Here is a 16,858-nt window from a genome sequence, read left to right as displayed (position 1 = left end):
CCGTCCTCCGCCCCGGGCGGAACCCGGTGCGCCACCGACAACACGGGGAGCGCGATGACTTCGATACGACGACTCCTGTCCCTCCTCCTTCCGGCGGTGCTGCTGGTCCTGGTGACCGGCGGGCCGGCGCTGGCGGGACCGCTGCGGCCGCCGACCGGCGTCGGCGCCGAGTGGGTGGGCACCGGCCAGGCGCGGGTGAGCTGGCAGACGGCGGGCGCGACCGTCACGTACGAGGTGCTGCGGGCCACCGGCGCGAGCGGGGCGTACGCGCTGGTGGGCACCACCAACCAGCTCGAATGGCGGGACGACACGGTCGGTGTCGGGACCAGCTACCGGTACGTGGTGCGCAGCCGCAGCGGCAGCAAGGTGTCCGGCAACTCCACCGTGGCGGTGCTCCCGGCCAGCCTGGCGCCGCCCGTCGACCTGTGGCACACCGCGTACCCCGACCGGGTCGAGCTCGGGTGGGCCGCCGTTCCGGGTGCCACGGCGTACGAGATCCGACGGGGTGCGCGGGACGGCTCCGGCGAGCAGGTGGTCGGCACCACGACCGCCCTGTCCTTCGTCGACCCGACGGTCACGAACGCCACGGGCTACACGTACTGGATCCGGGCCACGGGCGGCGACTCCAGCAGCCTGTCCCGGCCGGTGCCGGTACTCACCGGCAAGCCGACGAGCGTCGCCCTGCGGATCAGCCCGTCGACCACCGAGACCGGGCAGTGGGCGCTCCTCACCGCCCGGGTGACCACCGAGACGACGGGGGTGCGCATCGGCGGTGACGTCACCTTCTACCGGGACGGTGTCCGGATCGGCAACCGGTCGGTCTCCGAGGGGTTGGCGGAGCGCCAGTGGGCGGCCGAAGCCGGCCGGGTCAGCGGCGACTACTCCGGGGACGCCGGTCTCGGCCTGGGCTCCAGCGGCTCCGCGCCGGTGACGCAGACGGTGGTGCCCCGGGTGGCCGAGCCGGCCTCGTTCGGCGGGCTCCAGGTGCATCAGGTGGGGCTCGAATCGTGGCCGACCGCGACCGCGGTCGCCGACGTGACCGGGGACGGGCGAGCGGATGCGCTGATGACTACCCAGGTGTTCGCCAGCGGCGCCCCGGAGACGGACTTCAAGCTGTGGGTCTTCGCCCAGCAGCCCGACGGCAGCCTCGCCGAGCCGCGTCTGCTGAGCACCAACGGCGCACCGGCGGCCACCATGCGGATCGCCACGGGGGACGTCGACGGTGATGGCGGGACCGACGTCGCGGTCACCACCCGCGGCGGCGTCGACGTCCTCTTCTCCGACGCGGGCACGCTCACGCCCGCGGTGCCGGTCGCGGTTGCCGGTGGCGGGGACTCCCGTACCGGCGACGTGCGGTTGGCCGACATGGACGGTGACTCCCGGGCGGACCTGGTGGTCGCCGGTCTCTCCGGCATCGCCGTGGTTCACGGTCGGGCGGACCGGTCGTTCGGCCCGGCGACGCCGGTCGCGGCGGTGGTCAGCAAGCAGATCGAGGTCGGTGAGGTGACCGGCGACGGACGCCCGGACGTGATCAGCCGGGAGGGCCCGTGGAGCGTCGCGGTGTACGCGCAGACCGACGCCGGCGGGTACCAGCCAGGCTGGCGCGCGGACCTGGCCGGCGACGGGTACGTCGACGTGAACGCCGTGGCCGTCGGCGACGCCACGGGTGACGGCCGCGACGACATCGCCGTGACCTCCGGCGGCAACCGGCCGACCTCGCGCATGTCGTTCTACGCGCAGACCCCCGGCGGGGGGTTCGCCGCGCCGATGGTCTACCCGATGTACGACATCCCGTCGCAGATCCTGCTGCACGACTTCGACGGTGACGGGCGGCGGGACGCCATGACCCTGCACGCCGGGTGGGAGACCATCAGCCTGATGCGGCAGCGGTCCGAGGGCTGGTTCGGCATCGACCGGTTCACCGACATTCCGGCCCCTGGCAGTCGGGATCACCGGGCCATGGCGGCCGGGGACGTCACGGGCGACGGCCGCCCGGACGTGATCCTCGCCGACTATCTGCGGGGACTGCTGGTCATCCCGCAGGTCTGATCGACGCGACCGCGGCCGGCGCGCCCCCGGGCACGCCGGCCGCGTCGCGCCTGACGCCGATCGAGGTACGGCCCGGTCCGACCCGTCCGATCGGCGGTGGTCCCACCGGGTATGACCGATCAGCCCCTGATGGGCCGGTAGCACTGTCGCAGCGGGCAGGTATGGTGGTCGATGTTCCACTCGTGGCGCATCGGTCGGCCCGGCGAGCCAGGTGACAGAGAGTGATCAAGCGGCGTGGGATCGGGGGCCATCCGAACCGACGAGGCGAAATGTGCTGAAGGTCGTATCAGGCGTCAGGTGAAGCGGTCCGATGTCCCGGTCAGTGCGCTGATCTGGCGCGGCTCGGGCTGGCGGGGCTGCCCGAACGGCGTGACCTCGCCGACGGCCGGCCCGGGACCGTCGTCACGGCTTTTCTGCGTCCTCAAGGGTGTGGCACGATCGTGGAACCACCACCATCCCTGTGACACTTCCCCGACAGGAGCAAACATGTCCGGTCGAAGGCTGGCCCGACGGGCCGGCGTGATGCTCGTGCTGGCCGCGCTGGCCGCAGGCTTCGGTACGGCGGTGCTGGGCGGGTTCCACACCCTCGATTACGTCTGGACGGCAGGGGACTACGTCTGGACGACCCCCGTCGCCCGATAGTTCTGACGCCACCCGTGCGTCGTCACGGGTGGCGTACGAACGGGAGACATGCTGCCTGCGGGCGCCAGCGCTGTCCTCTGCCCGTAACCGATGAGGAGTGACATGACCGACCGTCGGTCGTCCTCGGCAGGAGCGGCGTCCCCTCGGCGGCCGGCCGAGCACGCGTGGCTGATCACCGGGCCGCTGGCCCTGGTCGCCGTCGTGTTCTCCACGATCATCGGTCTCGTCACGCCGGATCCGCTCGGCGAGTGGGGCCTCACCGCCCTCCTGCTCGCGGTCATGGTGGTCGCCGGGCTGCCGATGCTCAACTTCGTCATCGGCCGGCAGTCGTTCGGCGTACGGCTCACCGAGATTCCCCTCGTCCTCGCCTTCTACCTGCTGCCGCCGCTGATGGTGGTGGTGGCCTACACACTGGCCACGCTGATCACGCACCTGCGTTACCGCTTCGGCATCGCCAAGCTCGCGTTCAACGTGGCGAACGCGTCCGCCGCCGCCTCCCTCGCCGGCTTGGTGCTGCTCGCGCTACCGCCGATCCAGGGTGTCGGTCCGGGCACCTGGGGCATCCTCTTCGCGTCCGTCAGCGCCTTCACGCTGACCACCCTCTTCGGGGTGGCGGCGGTGATCGGTGTCATGCACGGCTGGCAGGCGGGCGCCGGGGTGCTCCGCAACTCGCCCTCCACGCTGCCGGCCTCCACGATCAACGTGGTCATCGGTCTCGTCGTGCTCATCGCGCTGGAGACCACGTGGTGGTCGGTGGTGCTCATCGCCGCGCTGGCCGGCGCGGTCGCCATGGTCTACCGGTCGTACGCCCAGTTCTTCCGCCAGCACCGCACCCTCGGCGACATGTACGAGCTGGCCAAGGCGATGACCGCGGAGGGGCAGAGCGGCAATCTGGTCGACGTCCTGCTGGTCCGAATCCGGGCGCTCATGCAGGCCGAGTACGCGACCCTCTCGCTGCCCGCGCACGGCCGTCACCCCGAGGTGATGCTGACCGCCCGGGTCGACGACACCGGTCTCCTCGACGTCGCCCCCACGCCGGACGTCGTCCGCGAGGAGGCCCGCAGGCAGGAGCGCAGCCTCGCGCTCGGTGTCCGGCTCGGCGGCGACGAGGATCTGCGCGCGTCCCTGCGGGCCACCGGGGTCAAGGACGTCATCGCCGTCCCGCTCCGCTCCGGCCAGGCCGTGATCGGCACGCTCGAGGTGACGAACCGGCTCAGCGACGTCGGCCACTTCACGCCCGCCGACATTCCGATCTTCGAGACGGTGGCGGCGCACGCCGCGGTCGCGCTGGAGAACTCGCGGCTCGTCGACCGCCTGCGGCACGACGCGTACCACGACGCGCTCACCAAGCTGCCCAACCGCCGGCGTATCACCAGCGCCCTCGACGAGTCGGTCAAGATCCGCGCGCCGGGCGAGGTGGTGGCGCTGCTCCTCTTCGACGTCGACGGGCTGCGCCAGGTCAACGAGTCGCTGGGGCACGCCGCCGGCGACAAGGTCCTCGTCGAGGTGGCCGACCGGCTGCGTGCCTCGGCGCCCTCCTCGGCCCTGGTGGGCCGGGCAGGTGGCGACGAGTTCCTGGTCACGATGCGGCTGGAGAGCGCGGAGGCGGCCCTGGACCTCGCGGCCCAGCTGCGCGAGCAGATCCGCGACGAGATGATCTTCGACACGCTCACGCTGGACGTGGACACCGCGGTCGGCGTCGCCGTACACCCGGATCACGGGAGCGACGCGGCGACGCTGCTGCAGCGGGTCGACCTGGCCGCCACGGCGGCGAAGTCCGTCCCGGGCAGCGTGCAGCTGTTCAACCCCGGCCTGGAGTCCCGGTCGCTGCGCCGGCTGGGTCTCGCCGGCGACCTGCGCCGGGCGCTGGACGACGGCGAGCTGACCGTCTACTTCCAGCCCAAGGTCACCCTCCGGGACCGGCGCCTGGTGGGCGTCGAGTGCCTGGCCCGCTGGGAGCACCCCACGCACGGCACGGTCGCGCCGGAGGACTTCGTCGCGGTGGCCGAGCACACCGGCCAGCTCGACCGGCTCACCGAGATCGTGCTCCGCGAGGGGCTGCGGCGCAGCCGGGACTGGGCCCAGGCGGACCAGCCGCTCTCCGTGGCGGTCAACCTCTCGCCGCGTACGCTCACCGACCAGCACTTCCCGGACCGGGTCCAGGACCTGCTGTCCGAGTTCGAGGTGCCGCCGCAGCGGCTCACGCTGGAGATCACCGAGGCGGGCGTGCTCGACGGCACCGATCGGCCGATCCCCACCCTGCGCCGGCTGCGCGACCTCGGCGTACGGCTGTCGGTGGACGACTTCGGCACCGGCGACTCGTCGCTGGCCCACCTGCGCCGGCTCCCGGTCCACGAGGTCAAGGTCGACCGGTCGTTCGTGCAGGGCATGGCGACCGACCCGGGTGACCTGGCGATCGTCAACGCGGTCGTCACCCTCTCTCAGCAGTTCGGCCTGGCCGTGGTGGCCGAGGGGGTGGAGAGCGAGCTGACGCTCGAACTGCTGCAGGACATCGGCTGCGAGATCGGGCAGGGCTTCCTGTTCAGCCGGCCGCTGCCGTACGAGCGGCTGGAGGCCTGGTTCGGTGCCCAGGTGGACCCGGAGACGATCTCCGCAGCGGAGTTGCCCCGCCTGCGTGTCGTGCCCTGACCTGCGCAGATTCCTCTGCGGGGGATCCGATTTCACCTGCGGCTCGGCGCCGTGTACTCTTACCTCTGCGCGCCCCACGGGGAAGATCGCGCAGGCCCCCTTAGCTCAGTCGGCAGAGCGTCTCCATGGTAAGGAGAAGGTCTACGGTTCGATTCCGTAAGGGGGCTCTAGGGTCGCTGGACCCACACGGCGGTGTAGCTCAGATGGCAGAGCAAGCGGCTCATAATCGCTGTGTCGCCGGTTCAAGTCCGGCCACCGCTACTCTCGTCCTCCGGGCGCGTTCCCGGCGGTCGGTGGGATGGGCGCCGTAGGCGCCCACTTTGCATGTCCGCGCCATCAGCGCGTACGCTGATGCGCCGTAGTTGTAACCCGTTAGCGAGGAAGGCACTCCGCCGTGGCGAAGGCGACCGATGTCCGGCCGAAGATCACTTTGGCGTGTGTGGAGTGCAAGGAGCGCAACTACATCACGCGCAAGAACCGTCGTAACGACCCGGACCGCATCGAGCTGAAGAAGTTCTGCCCCCGGGACGGTCGGCACACGGTCCACCGCGAGACCCGCTGACCTGCGGCCGGCTCACCCCGGCCACCTCGAAGCTCCATTCGATCGCCGATCTGGCGGTCCGGCGCGGCATCCGCCGCCGCCGACCGCCCAGGTCGGCGATCGTGCTTTCCGTGTAGGTTCGCGGGCATGTCCCTGGACCCGTCCTACGTCGGCCGGAGCTACCCGCCGACCGCCCCCTACGAGGTGGGGCGAGAGAAGATCCGCGAGTTCGCCACCGCCATCGGCGCCACCGACCCCGCCCACCACGACCCGGAGGCGGCCCGCGCCCTCGGTCACCGGGACGTGGTGGCCCCGCCGACCTTCCCCTTCGTGGTGACCATGGCCGCCTGGCGGCAGGTCGTCGAGGACCCGGACCTCGGCGTCGACTACAGCCGCGTGGTGCACGGCGACCAGCGGTTCGCGTACACCCGGCCGGTGGTGGCCGGCGACGAGCTGGTCTGCGTCAACACCATCGAGGAGATCACGAACCGCGGCGGGCACGGCTTCCTGACCACCCGCACCGACGTCACCACCGCCGCCGGCGAGCCGGTGGTCGCGGTCTGGTCCAAGCTCGTCGTACGTGGGGAGGCCTGACATGGAGCTGCCAGCCAGGACGTTCCGGGTGACCCGCGCGGACCTGGTCCGCTACGCCGGCGCCTCGGGTGACTTCAACCCGATCCACTGGAGCGACCGCATCGCCACGAAGGTCGGCCTGCCCGGGGTGATCGCCCACGGCATGTTCACGATGGCCCTGGTGGGCCGGGCGGTGACGGAGTGGGCCGGCGCGCCGGACGCGGTCGTCGACTTCGGCGTCCGGTTCACGCGGCCGGTCGTGGTGCCCGACGACGACCAGGGCACCGAGATCGAGGTGACGGCGGTGGTACGCGAGGTCACCGAGGACGGGCTCACGCGGCTCGACGTCACGGCGACCTGCCTGGGGGAGAAGGTGCTCTCGCAGGCCCGGGCGACCGTCCGGACGGCTCGCTGACCAGCGGCTGGGACGCGCGGTGGGTAGACCGGTTGGGAAAGTCGGGTGCCTACCCGTACACTGGTCCGCCGTGGGGCAAGTGACCCCTGCCCGGCCGTCCGTGGTCAGGTGGGGCGAGCGTTGCCGCACAGGGGTGTAGCTCAATTGGCAGAGCAGCGGTCTCCAAAACCGCAGGCTGCAGGTTCAAGTCCTGTCACCCCTGCGCCTCAGGCCTGACCGTTCCCGTGGGTCGCGCCGCCGAGACGGCGGCGTCCGGCCCGTGGTGGTGGCATCGGCGGGGTGGCTCGGAGGCATCGGGCCACCGGTCGATCCGCCGGCCGCGGCCCGTCGCGGGACGGTTGGTCCGGCCGGCGTGACCAGCGCCGCGCACGCCGCCCGGCGTGCGAACCCGAGATTCCGCGACGGAGGGCGAAGTGGCCGACAACAAGCGGCGCGGCGAGGACGCCGGCGACGAGCGTCTGAACGACGAGGTCGTCGACGACGTTGCCGACGACGACGCCACCGGCGCGGACGAGCCGGTTTCCCGCGGCGGCACCGCGACGCGGTCCCGCGCCCGGGCCGAGTCGGCCGACAAGCCGAAGACCCGGACGGAGACCGACCGCGTGGGCCTGTTCGGCCGCATCGCCCGGTTCTTCCGCGAGGTCGTGGCCGAACTGCGTAAGGTCATCTGGCCGACCCGCAAGGAGTTGCTGACCTACACGGCCGTCGTTATCACCTTCGTCGCGGTGATGCTGACGATCGTGGCTGTCCTGGACTACGGCTTCGCCAAGGGCGTGCTGTGGGTCTTCGGCAACCCCAGCTGACCGGCTGTACCAGCCGATAGTGACGGAAGTGAGCGAGCGTGCCTGAGTACGACGAGACCGCCGAGCCCATGGACGAGCAGTCCACGGTGGCGACGGCGGCGAACGACGAGTCGGTCGAGGCCGCCAGCGAGCCGGAATTCGCGACCACCGAGCCCGCCTCGGACGAGGAGTACGACCCGGTCGCCGAGCTGCGCCAGAAGCTGCGCTACGCGCCGGGCGACTGGTACGTGGTGCACTCGTACGCCGGTTACGAGAACAAGGTCAAGACCAACCTCGAGACCCGGATCACCAGCCTCGACATGGAGGACTACATCTACCAGGTCGAGGTGCCGACCCGGGAAGAGGTCGAGGTCAAGAACGGCAAGCGGTCCCAGGTCCAGGCCAAGGTCTTCCCGGGCTACATCCTGGTCCGCATGGAGCTGACCGCGGAGTCCTACTCCTGCGTCCGCAACACGCCGGGGGTCACCGGGTTCGTGGGCGCGACCGACCGGGCCGACCGGCCGGCGCCGCTCTCCCTGGACGAGGTCCTCAAGTGGCTCGCCCCGGCCGTCGAGACCGAGCAGAAGAAGGCGAAGCCCGAGGTCAAGGTCCTCGACTTCGAGGTCGGTGACTCGGTCACGGTGACCGACGGCGCCTTCGCCTCGCTGCCGGCGACGATCAGCGAGATCAACGCCGACCAGCAGAAGCTCAAGGTGCTGGTGTCGATCTTCGGCCGGGAGACGCCGGTCGAGCTGAACTTCAACCAGGTCGCCAAGATCTGACTCGCGGCCGCCGGCGGTGGGTTCGTCCCGCCGCCGGCGCAGCCGTTCCCGCCCGACCTCGCCGGCCGGGCGGCGGGCGGTCTGCGCTACTCTTGAACGTCGCTGCCTCGCGCCGTGCTGACCGTGCGCGCCCGCAGGTGGTGTCGGTGAGCACCAATCCCAGTTTCAAGCCCCAGGAAGAGACATGCCTCCGAAGAAGAAGCTCGTCAAGACGTTCACGCTTCAGCTGCCGGCGGGCCAGGCCACCCCGGCGCCGCCGGTCGGCCCCGCGCTCGGCCAGCACGGCGTGAACATCATGGAGTTCTGCAAGTCCTACAACGCGCAGACCGAGTCGCAGCGGGGCGACATCGTCCCCGCCGAGATCAGCGTGTACGAGGACCGGTCCTTCACCTTCGTGCTGAAGACCCCGCCCGCCGCCCGGCTGCTGATCAAGGCCGCCGGCGTGCAGAAGGGCTCGGGCGTCCCGCAGAGCCAGAAGGTCGGCTCGGTCTCCCGCGCCCAGCTGCGTGAGATCGCCGAGCGGAAGATGGCCGACCTCAACGCCAACGACATCGACCAGGCCGAGAAGATCATCGCCGGCACCGCCCGCTCCATGGGCATCACCGTCAGCGACTGATCCCGGCCCGCACCGACCCGTACGGATCGTGGGAGGGCGCGCGGACGTCGCGGCCCGCCAGAGACCACAGGAGTAACCAGAACATGCAGCGCAGCAAGAGCTACCGCAAGGCCGCCGAGGTCATCGACCGGTCCAAGCTCTACACCCCCGCCGAGGCCGTGAAGCTGGCCAAGGAGACCACCGCCGTCAAGTTCGACGCCACGGTCGAGGTCGCGATGCGCCTCGGCGTCGACCCCCGCAAGGCGGACCAGATGGTCCGCGGCACGGTCAACCTGCCGCACGGCACCGGTAAGACCGCCCGCGTGATCGTCTTCGCCGCCGGCGCGAAGGCCGAGGAGGCCACCGCGGCGGGCGCGGACGAGGTGGGCACCGACGAGCTGGTCGCCCGGATCCAGGAGGGCTGGCTCGACTTCGACGCGGCGATCGCCACGCCGGACCAGATGGCCAAGATCGGCCGGATCGCGCGGATCCTGGGCCCGCGCGGTCTCATGCCGAACCCGAAGACCGGCACGGTGACCATGGACGTCGCCAAGGCGGTGCAGGACATCAAGGGCGGCAAGATCACCTTCCGGGTGGACAAGCACTCGAACCTGCACCTGATCATCGGCAAGGCCTCGTTCACCGAGACCCAGCTGATCGACAACTACGCGGCGGCGCTGGACGAGATCCTGCGGGCCAAGCCGTCCGCGGCCAAGGGCAAGTACCTCAAGAAGGTCACCCTCACCACCACCATGGGCCCGGGCGTCCCGGTCGACCCGAACGTGGTGAAGAACCTCCAGGAGGGCTCGGCCGAGAGCTGACCTCCGACCGCCGAACGGGCGCCGCCACCACCGTGGCGGCGCCCGTTCGCGTTTCGCGTGTGGCAGGCTCGTCGCATGCGGCTGGAGAACGTCTGGCTGCGGTACCACCGGCGGGGGCCGTGGGTGCTGCAGGGTGTGGACGTACGGATCGGGGCGGGCGAGGCGGCGGTCGTGTTGGGCCGCAACGGGGTCGGTAAGTCGACCCTGCTCCAGGTGGCCGCCGGGGTGCTCAGGCCGGCCCGCGGGCGGGTCGCCGACCGGCCGGCGCGGGTCGGGTGGGTCCCCGAGCGCTTCCCGGCCGACCAACCGTTCACCGTGGAGCACTACCTCGGCGCGATGGGCCGGATGGCCGGGCTCACGGCGCCGGAGGCCGACCGGGCCGTGGGCGTGTGGGTCGAGCGTCTCGGCCTCACCCGCTTCCGGCGGGTGCGGCTGCCGGAGCTGTCGAAGGGCACGGCCCAGAAGGTCGGCCTGGCCCAGGCCATGCTCCGCCGGCCCGGCCTGCTGGTGCTCGACGAGCCGTGGGAGGGGCTGGACGCCACCGCCCGCGAGCTGGTCCCCGAGCTGATCGACGAGGTCCTCGGCGACGGGGGATCGGTGCTGGTCAGCGATCACCGCGGGGAGACGGTCCGGCTGCCGGGGGCGCGCCGCTGGGCGGTGGCCGACGGCACGGTGACCGAGGAGGGCCCGCCCGCCACGGAGGAGGTCGCGGTGGTCGAGGTAGCGGTGCCCGCCGCGCGGGTCGCGGGCGTCGTCGCCCGGCTGCGCGCCGAGGGCCACCGGGTCCTGGGCGTACGCCTCGGCAGCGCCGCGGATCCCGCGGGCCCGACCGGAGACGTGGCGGCCGATCCTGCCGGCCCGGGCGCGGACGCGGCGGCTCCGGCGGCCGCGGGCGACGGGCGACCGCTCGACACGTCCCTGCTCGTCGACCAGCCGAGCGCTGTCGACCCGTCCGCCGGGGTGCGCCGGTGACCGCCCTGGTCCGGCTGCGGCTGGCCGGCTTCCTGCGGACCGGACGGGCGCTGGCGCCGGTGCTCGCCGGCCTCGTCGCGCTCGGCATCCTCTACGGCGGGGGCCGGGCCCAGCCGGCGGAGGCGTACGGCGTCTCGGCCGTCGTGCTCTTCCCGGTGCTCGCCTGGCAGACGAAGCTGCTGCTGGACGTGGAGCCGGACGGGCAGCGCCGGCTCGCCCAGGTGGTGGTCGGGGCCCGGCGGGAACGGGCGGCCGGTCTGGTCGCCGCCGTCGTGGCGGCCCTCGGCACGGTCGCCGTCGCCATGATCTTCCCCTGGCTCGTCGGCGGTGTCACCGGCCCGGTCGAGCCCGGTGACCGGTCGATCGCGGTCGGGCTCGCCCTGGGGCTGTGGGCGCACCTGCTCGCCGTACCCCCGGCGGTGCTGCTCGGGGCGCTGGCCAGCCGGGCCTGCACGGGCAGCGCCGGGTACGGCGTGGCCGTGCTCGCCCTCGGTGCGGTCGGCGCGGTGGTGCTCGGCCTGAGCGGGTCGGTGGCGCCCTGGCTGGCACCGCCGATCATGCCGACGGCGCGGACCGCGGCCGGGGACGCCGCGGCACTCACCGTGACGCTGCTCACACTGTGGGCGCTGGCGTGGAGCGGTGTCGCGCTCGCCGGCTACGTCTGGCGGCGCCGGTCACGGGCGTGAGCCGGCCCACGCGGGGGGCGATTTGCTGCTCACGTCGCGTGTCACGTACTCTTGTCGCGAAGTTCCACCCAGAGACCGCTGGTCACCGTGCCCCGGCACGGTCGAAGGTCCCGCGACGACGGGCGACCCGCGCAGGGCGGCAAGCGAAAATCGGCAGCGCAGCATGGTCCGCCGACCGTGCCCCGCGATGCCGGCCCTCGCCCCGTGCGCCCTGCGCCGGGGCTTTTCTCGTTGTTCGCGCTTCCTAGCCGCCGTCGCAGCGCCCGCTGTCGACGGCGACCAGCCTCGAGCAACGAGAGAGGAGGGACATGGCGGACAAGCCGATCCGGGCCGACAAGGCCACGGCCGTCGCCGAGCTGACCGAGAGCTTCCGCAACGCGGGCGCCACGGTGCTGACCGAGTACCGCGGTCTGACGGTTTCCCAGCTCACCCAGCTGCGGCGCTCGCTCGGCAAGGAGACCAGCTACACCGTCGCCAAGAACACGCTGGCCAAGCGTGCGGCGTCGGACGCGGGCATCTCCGGCCTCGACGAGCTGTTCTCCGGTCCTACCGCGCTGACTTTCGTTTCGGGCGACGTCGTCGAGGCGGCGAAGGGGCTTCGCGACTTCGCGAAGGCCAACCCGAAGCTCGTCATCAAGGGCGGCGTCTTCGAGGGCAAGGCCATTTCCGCGGCCGAGGTCACGAAGCTCGCCGACCTGGAGTCCCGCGAGGTGCTGCTGGCCAAGATGGCCGGCGCCATGAAGGGCAGCCTGAGCAAGGCCGCCGCCCTGTTCCAGGCTCCGCTCGCCCAGACCGCGCGTCTGGCGGCCGCCCTGGCGGACAAGCGCGAGAAGGAGGGCGCCGAGGCGGCCTGAGGCCTCCCGGCGCTTCCCGTTCAGTCTTACGTAGATCAAATTGGAAAGGACGCCAGACATGGCGAAGCTCAGCACTGACGAGCTGCTCGACGCGTTCAAGGAGATGACGCTGATCGAGCTCTCCGAGTTCGTGAAGCAGTTCGAGGAGACCTTCGACGTCACCGCGGCCGCCCCGGTCGCCGTGGCCGCGGGTGCCCCGGCCGGCGGCGGCGCCGCTGCCGAGGCCGAGCCGGAGAAGGACGAGTTCGACGTCATCCTCGACGCCGACGGTGGCAAGAAGATCCAGGTCATCAAGGTCGTGCGTGAGCTGACCGGCCTGGGCCTCAAGGAGGCCAAGGACCTGGTCGAGGGCGCGCCGAAGCCGGTCCTGGAGAAGGTCAACAAGGAGACCGCCGACAAGGCCAAGGCCAAGCTCGAGGGCGAGGGCGCCAAGGTCACCCTCAAGTGACCTGAGGCACCACCTGCGCGTGTCCGGCTCGCGTGAGCCGGGGCACACACCGCGTCGCGGCGGGCGGCGATCCGACACCGGATCGCCGCCCGTCGTGTTGGCGGACCCGGCGGCAGCGCGCGTGAGCAGGGCGTCCGTGGGTACCTGGCGGCTCGATGCCGGTCGGTCCGTGTCCCGCTAGGGCGGGAAAGACACGGCGACCCGGTGACCGGCCCTTGACGCGGCCCCGGGCAGCCAGGCACGCTGACACCAGCAAGACCTTCCGCGCTTGCGACGGCCACCAGACGGGTAATGGCAGCGGCAGCACCATCGCCGCCGCACCCGAGCGGCCCGGCGGGAACGTTGCGTTCCGAGCGGCCCGGTTGACCCGGTTTCCAGGGTCCCGAGGCACGTTCCGCGACGACCTGCCGGGGTGGGCTGGACAGCGGTTAGCCTCTCGGCTACACTGCTAGTTTGCGCTGCCTTCCGACTTGACCCCTGCTCGGAAATGTCCGTTTACGGATATTTCTGGTGGGGTCATTGGAGTGCACGCGTACCAGCCGTTCTGCAGCACCGGTCCTCGGAAGGACGCATCTTGGCAGCTTCCCGCCCTGCGAAGACCAGTCGTACGTCGAGCGCTTTCGCTCCCCGCCGAGTTTCTTTCGGCAGGATCACCGAACACCTCGAGGTCCCCAACCTCCTCGCCATCCAGAACGAGTCCTTCGACTGGCTCGTCGGCAACGAGGCTTGGCAGGGCCGGTCGGCGGACGACCCGCACGCACGCTCGGGTCTCGCGGAGATCCTCGACGAGATCAGTCCCATTGAGGACTTCTCCGGCACCATGTCGCTCTCCTTCTCGTCCCCGCGCTTCGACGAGGTCAAGGCCTCGATCGAGGAGTGCAAGGAGAAGGACCTGACCTACTGCGCCCCGCTGTTCGTGACCGCGGAGTTCACCAACAACACCACCGGCGAGATCAAGAGCCAGACGGTGTTCATGGGTGACTTCCCGATGATGACGCCGAAGGGCACCTTCATCATCAACGGCACCGAGCGTGTCGTGGTGAGCCAGCTCGTCCGGTCCCCGGGCGTGTACTTCGACAAGCAGCCGGACAAGACCTCCGACCGCGACCTCTCCAGCGTCAAGGTGATCCCGAGCCGGGGTGCCTGGCTGGAGTTCGACATCGACAAGCGCGACACGGTCGGCGTTCGCATCGACCGCAAGCGCCGGCAGGCCGTCACGGTCCTGCTCAAGGCCATCGGATGGTCCAACGAGCAGATCCGTGAGCGCTTCGGCTGGTCCGAGCTGATGATGACCACCCTCGAGAAGGACCACATCGCCGGCCAGGACGAGGCCCTGCTCGACATCTACCGCAAGCTGCGCCCGGGTGAGCCGCCGACGCGCGAGAACGCCCAGACGCTGCTCGACAACCTCTTCTTCAACCCGAAGCGGTACGACCTGGCCAAGGTCGGGCGCTACAAGTTCAACAAGAAGCTCGAGATCGAGGTGCCGATCACCACCGGCACGCTGACCGAGGACGACATCGTCGCGACCGTGGAGTACCTCTGCCGGCTGCACGCCGGTGAGGAGGGCTACGAGGCCGACGACATCGACCACTTCGGCAACCGGCGCCTGCGCACCGTGGGCGAGCTGATCCAGAACCAGGTCCGGGTCGGCCTCTCCCGCATGGAGCGGGTCGTCCGCGAGCGGATGACCACCCAGGACGTCGAGGCGATCACGCCGCAGACCCTGATCAACATCCGCCCGGTCGTGGCGGCGATCAAGGAGTTCTTCGGCACGTCGCAGCTGTCCCAGTTCATGGACCAGACCAACCCGCTGGCGGGCCTGACCCACCGGCGCCGGCTGAGCGCGCTCGGCCCGGGTGGTCTGTCCCGGGAGCGGGCCGGCTTCGAGGTCCGTGACGTGCACCCGTCCCACTACGGCCGGATGTGCCCGATCGAGACGCCGGAAGGCCCGAACATCGGTCTGATCGGCGCGCTGTCCACCTTCGCCCGGGTCAACCCGTTCGGCTTCATCGAGACGCCGTACCGGAAGGTCGTCGACGGTCGGGTCACCGACCAGATCGACTACCTGACCGCGGACGAGGAGGACCGCTACGTCAAGGCGCAGGCCAACGCGCCGCTGAAGGCGGACGGCTCGTTCGCCGAGGACCGCGTCCTGGTCCGCCGTAAGGGCGGCGAGACCGAGGACGTCCCGCCGGCGGCCGTGGACTACATGGACGTGTCGCCGCGGCAGATGACCTCGGTCGCGACCGCGATGATCCCGTTCCTCGAGCACGACGACGCCAACCGGGCGCTCATGGGCGCGAACATGCAGCGCCAGGCGGTGCCGCTGGTCAAGGCCGAGTCGCCGCTGGTCGGCACCGGCATGGAGTACCGGGCCGCGGTCGACGCCGGTGACGTCGTGGTCGCCGAGGTCGGCGGTGTCATCGAGGACCTGTGCGCGGACTACATCACCGTCCACCAGGACGACGGCCACCGCCGGACGTACCTGCTGCACAAGTTCCGCCGCTCCAACGCCGGCTCCTGCGTCAACCAGAAGCCGGTGGTCTTCGAGGGCGACCGCGTCGAGGCCGGCCAGGTCATCGCCGACGGTCCGTGCACCGACGAGGGCGAGATGGCGCTCGGGCGCAACCTGCTCGTGGCGTTCATGACCTGGGAGGGGCACAACTACGAGGACGCGATCATCCTGTCGCAGCGCCTCGTGCAGCAGGACGTGCTCACCTCGATCCACATCGAGGAGCACGAGGTCGACGCCCGGGACACCAAGCTCGGCCCGGAGGAGATCACCCGCGACATCCCGAACGTCAGCGAGGAGATGCTCGCCGACCTCGACGAGCGCGGCATCATCCGGATCGGCGCCGAGGTCGTCCCCGGCGACATCCTGGTCGGCAAGGTCACCCCGAAGGGTGAGACCGAGCTGACCCCGGAGGAGCGGCTGCTCCGCGCGATCTTCGGTGAGAAGGCGCGTGAGGTCCGGGACACCTCGCTGAAGGTGCCGCACGGCGAGACCGGCACGGTCATCGGCGTGCGTACCTTCTCCCGTGAGGACGGCGACGAGCTGCCCCCGGGTGTCAACGAGCTGGTCCGGGTCTACGTGGCCCAGAAGCGGAAGATCCAGGACGGTGACAAGCTCGCCGGCCGTCACGGCAACAAGGGCGTCATCTCCAAGATCCTCCCGATCGAGGACATGCCGTTCCTCGAGGACGGCACGCCGGTCGACATCGTGCTCAACCCGCTCGGTGTGCCGAGCCGGATGAACATCGGCCAGGTGCTGGAGACGCACCTCGGCTGGGTGGCCAAGACCGGCTGGAAGGTCGAGGGCGAGGACGAGGAGTGGAAGCGGCAGCTCAAGGCGATCGGGGCTGACGAGTCCGAGGGGGACACGAACGTGGCCACCCCGGTCTTCGACGGCGCCCGTGAGGAGGAGATTGCCGGTCTGCTCGCGTCGACCCTGCCCAACCGGGACGGCAACCAGCTGATCGGGCGCTCCGGCAAGGCGCGCCTCTTCGACGGCCGCTCCGGCGAGCCGCTGCCGGACGCGATCGCGGTCGGCTACATCTACATCCTGAAGCTCAACCACCTGGTCGACGACAAGATCCACGCTCGGTCGACCGGTCCGTACTCGATGATCACGCAGCAGCCGCTGGGTGGTAAGGCGCAGTTCGGTGGTCAGCGCTTCGGTGAGATGGAGTGCTGGGCGATGCAGGCGTACGGCGCCGCGTACGCCCTGCAGGAGCTGCTGACGATCAAGTCCGACGACGTTCTCGGCCGGGTGAAGGTCTACGAGGCCATCGTCAAGGGCGAGAACATCCCGGAGCCGGGCATCCCGGAGTCGTTCAAGGTGCTGCTCAAGGAGCTGCAGTCGCTGTGCCTCAACGTCGAGGTGCTCTCCAGCGACGGCGTGGCCCTGGAGATGCGCGAGACCGACGACGAGGTGTTCCGGGCAGCCGAGGAGCTGGGCATCGACCTGTCCCGGCGCGAGCCGAGCTCGGTCGAGGAAGTCTGACGTCGAGCCTCCGGGGGCGGGCGACCGCCCCCGGGGCCCGACC

General features: G+C 70.9%; 15 protein-coding genes and 3 tRNA genes. All 18 read left to right on the top strand.

The window, feature by feature from the left end; genetic code table 11:
- The first annotated feature begins 54 nt into the window (after window positions 1–54).
- Window positions 55–2,049, top strand: a complete 1,995-nt coding sequence (locus D7193_RS19515) for an FG-GAP repeat domain-containing protein (RefSeq protein ID WP_147434422.1) — start codon at window positions 55–57, stop codon at window positions 2,047–2,049.
- 486 nt (window positions 2,050–2,535) lie between these two features.
- Window positions 2,536–2,691 (top strand): hypothetical protein, encoded by a 156-nt coding sequence (locus D7193_RS33490; protein WP_158674823.1) that lies wholly within the window; start codon window positions 2,536–2,538, stop codon window positions 2,689–2,691.
- Between the two features lie 102 nt (window positions 2,692–2,793).
- The gene (locus tag D7193_RS19510; RefSeq protein WP_120780934.1) at window positions 2,794–5,340 is read left to right on the top strand and encodes a putative bifunctional diguanylate cyclase/phosphodiesterase; all 2,547 of its coding nucleotides are present in this window, start codon (window positions 2,794–2,796) and stop codon (window positions 5,338–5,340) included.
- Between the two features lie 94 nt (window positions 5,341–5,434).
- Window positions 5,435–5,507, top strand: a tRNA-Thr gene (locus tag D7193_RS19505).
- A 21-nt stretch (window positions 5,508–5,528) separates the two neighbouring features.
- Window positions 5,529–5,601 (top strand) — tRNA-Met (locus tag D7193_RS19500).
- Window positions 5,602–5,734: 133 nt separating this feature from the next.
- Complete coding sequence (gene rpmG, locus D7193_RS19495; protein ID WP_007073056.1) at window positions 5,735–5,902, top strand: 50S ribosomal protein L33; 168 nt, start codon at window positions 5,735–5,737, stop codon at window positions 5,900–5,902.
- 126 nt (window positions 5,903–6,028) lie between these two features.
- On the top strand, window positions 6,029–6,475 hold the full coding sequence (locus D7193_RS19490; RefSeq protein ID WP_120780933.1) for a MaoC family dehydratase N-terminal domain-containing protein: 447 nt from the start codon (window positions 6,029–6,031) through the stop codon (window positions 6,473–6,475).
- Window position 6,476: 1 nt separating this feature from the next.
- A complete protein-coding gene (locus D7193_RS19485) occupies window positions 6,477–6,869 on the top strand; it encodes a MaoC family dehydratase (protein ID WP_120780932.1) in 393 nt (130 codons plus the stop codon).
- Between the two features lie 129 nt (window positions 6,870–6,998).
- Window positions 6,999–7,071 (top strand) — tRNA-Trp (locus tag D7193_RS19480).
- 211 nt (window positions 7,072–7,282) lie between these two features.
- Window positions 7,283–7,672 (top strand): preprotein translocase subunit SecE, encoded by a 390-nt coding sequence (secE, locus tag D7193_RS19475; protein ID WP_120780931.1) that lies wholly within the window; start codon window positions 7,283–7,285, stop codon window positions 7,670–7,672.
- Window positions 7,673–7,710: 38 nt separating this feature from the next.
- Window positions 7,711–8,433, top strand: a complete 723-nt coding sequence (nusG, locus tag D7193_RS19470; RefSeq protein ID WP_120780930.1) for a transcription termination/antitermination protein NusG — start codon at window positions 7,711–7,713, stop codon at window positions 8,431–8,433.
- Window positions 8,434–8,617: 184 nt separating this feature from the next.
- Window positions 8,618–9,049, top strand: a complete 432-nt coding sequence (gene rplK / locus D7193_RS19465; protein ID WP_120780929.1) for a 50S ribosomal protein L11 — start codon at window positions 8,618–8,620, stop codon at window positions 9,047–9,049.
- Between the two features lie 83 nt (window positions 9,050–9,132).
- Window positions 9,133–9,849, top strand: a complete 717-nt coding sequence (gene rplA, locus D7193_RS19460; RefSeq protein ID WP_120780928.1) for a 50S ribosomal protein L1 — start codon at window positions 9,133–9,135, stop codon at window positions 9,847–9,849.
- Between the two features lie 75 nt (window positions 9,850–9,924).
- Window positions 9,925–10,821 (top strand): ABC transporter ATP-binding protein, encoded by an 897-nt coding sequence (locus D7193_RS19455; RefSeq protein ID WP_120780927.1) that lies wholly within the window; start codon window positions 9,925–9,927, stop codon window positions 10,819–10,821.
- Window positions 10,818–11,507: a hypothetical protein gene (locus tag D7193_RS19450; RefSeq protein ID WP_120780926.1), complete on the top strand. Its 690-nt coding sequence runs from the start codon at window positions 10,818–10,820 to the stop codon at window positions 11,505–11,507. The genes D7193_RS19455 and D7193_RS19450 overlap by 4 nt, the downstream gene beginning before the upstream one ends.
- 308 nt (window positions 11,508–11,815) lie before the next feature.
- Window positions 11,816–12,361 carry a 50S ribosomal protein L10 gene (gene rplJ / locus D7193_RS19445; RefSeq protein ID WP_120780925.1) on the top strand — a complete coding sequence of 182 codons (546 nt, stop codon included), beginning with the start codon at window positions 11,816–11,818 and terminating at the stop codon, window positions 12,359–12,361.
- Between the two features lie 58 nt (window positions 12,362–12,419).
- Window positions 12,420–12,809, top strand: a complete 390-nt coding sequence (gene rplL, locus D7193_RS19440) for a 50S ribosomal protein L7/L12 (RefSeq protein WP_120780924.1) — start codon at window positions 12,420–12,422, stop codon at window positions 12,807–12,809.
- A 574-nt stretch (window positions 12,810–13,383) separates the two neighbouring features.
- Window positions 13,384–16,815 carry a DNA-directed RNA polymerase subunit beta gene (gene rpoB, locus D7193_RS19435; protein WP_120780923.1) on the top strand — a complete coding sequence of 1,144 codons (3,432 nt, stop codon included), beginning with the start codon at window positions 13,384–13,386 and terminating at the stop codon, window positions 16,813–16,815.
- Window positions 16,816–16,858 lie beyond the last annotated feature (43 nt).

The sequence above is a fragment of the Micromonospora costi genome (genome assembly GCF_003626655.1).
Classification (GTDB): Bacteria; Actinomycetota; Actinomycetes; order Mycobacteriales; family Micromonosporaceae; genus Micromonospora; species Micromonospora costi.
This window is presented reverse-complemented; position numbering and strand designations above follow the sequence as displayed.